Genomic DNA, 4,018 nt, shown 5'->3' with positions numbered 1-4,018 from the left:
TATGGATTTTGCAGACAAATAGGTTGCTTGCAAGTTTTAACTCCGCACCACGTACAAGCTCGCGGCTCCAAGAATCCACCCTACCCACCCCAGACCGCCCCTTAGATGATTCACTTTTTGAGCCTTTTCCAATGCCCGCCCCTAACAAATCAACCAAAGGATCTAAAACCAACGAACTTGTCGATGAGGTTGATTTGTGGGTGGTTTTTTTGTGCACAAAATTCTGTATACCCCCTGCAGCGTTAGGATCGGCCTGCACAACAACCTCAACACATACCCCCAACCCTGCAACAGAAGCCACTAATCGGTCCACAAGATTAACCACCAGCTCTTGTCGCTGACCATTAAACACTAACGGCAACGCATAATCCTTAGATAGCTCTAAATCCGCACAAAAACGGTATTGATATTTTGGCAGATTACCCCCGCCTATAACCTCTACATCAAGCAAAGTTCGTATGACATTTGACATTTGCGCACGGGTCTGTTCATCAAAAAACTCAAAGAAAAACCTAACCAACGACCGTTCACCTCCCACATCCTCACCATCTTTAGGGGCAACAATAAAAAACCTAAACGGCCTACCCAAATTATGCAGCGCATCTAAAACAGGCGCAAAACTTGCAGACTCTAACTTGGAAGTAATAAGCGGCCTAACCTCAACCCAACAATCACTACCCCCACGGCCAACAGCTAAATCCATTTGACATCAACACATAAAACCATCCACAAATTTAAAAGAAAACTATTAATATAGTGCAAAGAACTAAAAAGTTATGTCCACTGTAGACTCTTTATTGACACGTAGCTTCTTATTTTTAGAAGATTCAAACTGGAGTAAAGCATCTGAATATTTCAATAAAGTTCTGGATATAAACCCTGAACATGCAAGGGCGTATATTGGTTTATTATGCGCTGAATTACACATCAGACGTGAAATAGACTTGGCAAACCAACAGTTTACTCTGGAGGACAAACCGAACTTCAAAAAGGCGATCCGTTTTGCTGACCAAGATTATCGTTCCAAGCTGGAAGCATATAGTCAGAAAAATCAACAAAAAATACAACAAGAAAAGCAAGAAAGACAAAAACGTATATCTGAGCTTAAAAGAATACGCGAAAATAATTCCAAATATAGTGGTTGTATTTTTACTAGACGTCATACGGTTGGTTTGAGGGCAGACGGTACAGTTGTAGCAACTGGAGACAATAAAAATGGCCAATGCGATGTGGGTAGGTGGTGTGGTATTGTTGCAATAACCAGTGCATACAGTCGTACGGTTGGTTTGAGGGCTGACGGTTCAGTTGTTGCGGTTGGAAAGAACGAATATGGTGAGTGCGCTGTTGGGTGTTGGTACGATATTGTTGCTGTAGCTACTGGATATGACCATACGGTTGGTTTGAGGGCTGACGGTACTGTTATAGCAACTGGAAGTAATCATTATGGTCAGTGTAATGTGGATAATTGGCGTAACATTGTTGCTGTAGTTGTTGACAGGCATAGTACGTTTGGTTTGAGAGCAGACGGTACAGTTGTTGCCACTGGAGACAATAGTACAGGCAGGTGTAATGTTGGTGGTTGGTGTGACATAATAGCAATAACCCGTGTGTCTCATACGGTTGGTTTGAGGGCTGACGGAACCGTTGTAGCAACTCAAGACAGACATTTTGATGAGTGTAATGTTGATGAATGGCGTAATATCGTTGCTATCGCCACGGATATTGGTCATACGGTTGGTTTGAGGGCTGACGGTACTGTTATAGCAACTGGAAGTAATCATTATGGTCAGTGTAATGTGGATAATTGGCGTAACATTGTTGCTGTTGCTACAGGCAATACTCATACGGTTGGTTTGAGAGCAGACGGTACAGTTGTTGCCACTGGAAATAACGGAACCGTTATTTGTGGTAAGGACGTTTATTGTGGTCAGTGTGATGTTGGTGGTTGGCGTGATATTGTCGCAATATATGCTTTTGAGAATCATACGGTTGGTTTGAGGGCTGATGGAACCGTTGTAGCAACTGAAGACAAACGCTATGGTCAGTGTAATGTGGATAGTTGGCGAAATATTGGTTTTGTTGATAAAAAACAAGCGTGCGAGCATTTGGAACAACGACGTATAGAGGAACAACGACGTATAGAGGAACAACGACGTATAGAGGAACAACGACGTATAGAGGAACAACGACGTATAGAGCAGTCTAACAAATGGGCATCACAGGGGTTATGCCGACATTGTGGTGGCGAGATGAGCGGTTTATTTACCAAAAAATGCAGAGTTTGTGGCAAAACGAAATGAACAGTCATAGAGTGAATATAAACAGTTGATGACCTGTTAACGTTATAGGTGCAGGTGATGTGTAGGTACACTATGGTTGGGTGCTTTGTTTGCACATCCAGAGGGTAGTAATAGCGTTATTCAAACTACTCTGGCTGAACAGTTAAAAATTAAAAATTAACCACAATAGCGTGTTGTTGGGTTAGTTTGTTTAGTTTCTTTTTAAATTTCTGTATGTTGTTTTTATGGTGTAATGTTTGGATAAACCTATACGTAAAGGCTCATGGAAACGGAAAATTGTTGTAAAACAGAGTTTAGCTTTTTTACTGATTTTCTTAGCGGGGTTATCGGTGTTTGGTGGTTTTTTAGGTTTATTGACTGCCCAAACTGGGCAAAACACTGTAAACTTGACAATTGAACCATTGCTTGACAGATATGGTATGTATGCCATTAATGAGGATAGCACATTTTATCCCAATGATAGATTCAAAATAACCTATAGCACAGAATTAACAAGTGAGGTTAATTTTGAAAAGATAGAAATTCACTATGACCGCTCCGTTTTTAACATGTTTAGCAACAGCAACGCTTTTGGGGTGGAGGGAGTTGGTGTGGGCGGTTTTGAGGTTTTGTCCTCTGCTTCGGCGGGGGTGTATTTTTTTGTTGTTGAGGTGTGGGGCAATCGTTCCACTGCTGATGATGTTTCTGGAAGTGAAAGTTATGTGATGGCTGAGGTATCGTTGTCTGTTGTGGTGGTGGAGTATGATCCGCATTTTACCGTAGTTCTTACCTATACTGTTCCAACTGGGAATGGTTCAAGCAGTTATGAGAAACCTTTTGCTATAATTGTACGCTACGATGGTAATGGGCCTGATCGTAATCTTAGGCAGCGTGCAGTGATTGATGATTATGTTTGGGAGGGGTATGCGCAGAAAATTCCGCAAATAGGTCAGATGCAGCAATCCCTCGCCCCAAACCTTACGGTGGCTAGTTTTCTTAATCAAAGCTCCAACACCCAATTCTTAGCCCAAGGTATAGACGGTGAGGCTAAACTCAGTCAGATAGTTTTAGATGTTGATGGTAAAGGTTTTACGAGTAAGGATTTTCCTGTGGGTTTTCTTTGGGAAGCAAACACTAATCATAGTTATGTTTGGACTCAAATTCTGCCCGTAGATGGAACAGGTGGAGGTGGGGTTTATGGGGAGTGGTTTGAGTGGCAAGCCAGCATAGTCTTTCCCCCCGCAGTTAACCCAAACCAAAGTAGCCAAACAGCGATGAGTCAGGAAGATTTGCAAAATCAGGTTATAGAACAATTTAACGCCCCCAACGGAACCCTAACTACTTCACCCTTTGGAAATACTATAACAGCGATGTATGCACACAATAAACGACTTGATCTCTTTGCCAAAGAGGTGGGCGTAGAGAAAAATCAAACGCTAAACTGCTTAACGCCTATGCCTCTGTATTTTACCTCACAGGAGCGTTATGCCAAACTCCACTACACACTAAACCCTGCAGTTATAGCAGAAATTACCAACCAAGGCTTCACAAACGCCCTCTACTACAACCTAACCCTTGGTTGTGATCTCTTTGGTGTCCCAAGATATTTTGCTGCCAACACTACTTGTGAGTATGAGTTTTTTGATAAGCTCTTTAACGCAACCGCTTACAAGTGGGATCATACTCTTCAAACATGGAGTATGGACCCAAGTGTTACCATAAACGCTGTTTTTGAGTCC

4 protein-coding genes are annotated in these 4,018 nt (G+C 42.2%); 3 read left to right on the top strand and 1 reads right to left on the bottom strand.

Features of this window, described 5'->3' with window-relative positions:
* A partial coding sequence (locus FWF39_RS11995) for a hypothetical protein (protein ID WP_343383671.1) occupies positions 1-472 on the bottom strand: 472 nt, incomplete at its 3' end.
* Between FWF39_RS11995 and FWF39_RS11990 the strand changes: the two genes are divergently transcribed.
* The 3 genes from FWF39_RS11990 to FWF39_RS11980 all read left to right on the top strand — a co-directional run.
* Positions 459-707: a hypothetical protein gene (locus tag FWF39_RS11990; RefSeq protein ID WP_343383670.1), complete on the top strand. Its 249-nt coding sequence runs from the start codon at positions 459-461 to the stop codon at positions 705-707. The genes FWF39_RS11995 and FWF39_RS11990 overlap by 14 nt on opposite strands.
* 90 nt (positions 708-797) lie before the next feature.
* Positions 798-2,300, top strand: a complete 1,503-nt coding sequence (locus FWF39_RS11985; protein WP_343383669.1) for a hypothetical protein — start codon at positions 798-800, stop codon at positions 2,298-2,300.
* Between the two features lie 236 nt (positions 2,301-2,536).
* A partial coding sequence (locus FWF39_RS11980) for a hypothetical protein (RefSeq protein WP_343383668.1) occupies positions 2,537-4,018 on the top strand: 1,482 nt, incomplete at its 3' end.

This window comes from Candidatus Bathycorpusculum sp. (assembly GCF_009778815.1).
Taxonomy (GTDB): Archaea; Thermoproteota; Bathyarchaeia; order Bathyarchaeales; family Bathycorpusculaceae; genus Bathycorpusculum; species Bathycorpusculum hydrogenotrophicum.
This window is presented reverse-complemented; position numbering and strand designations above follow the sequence as displayed.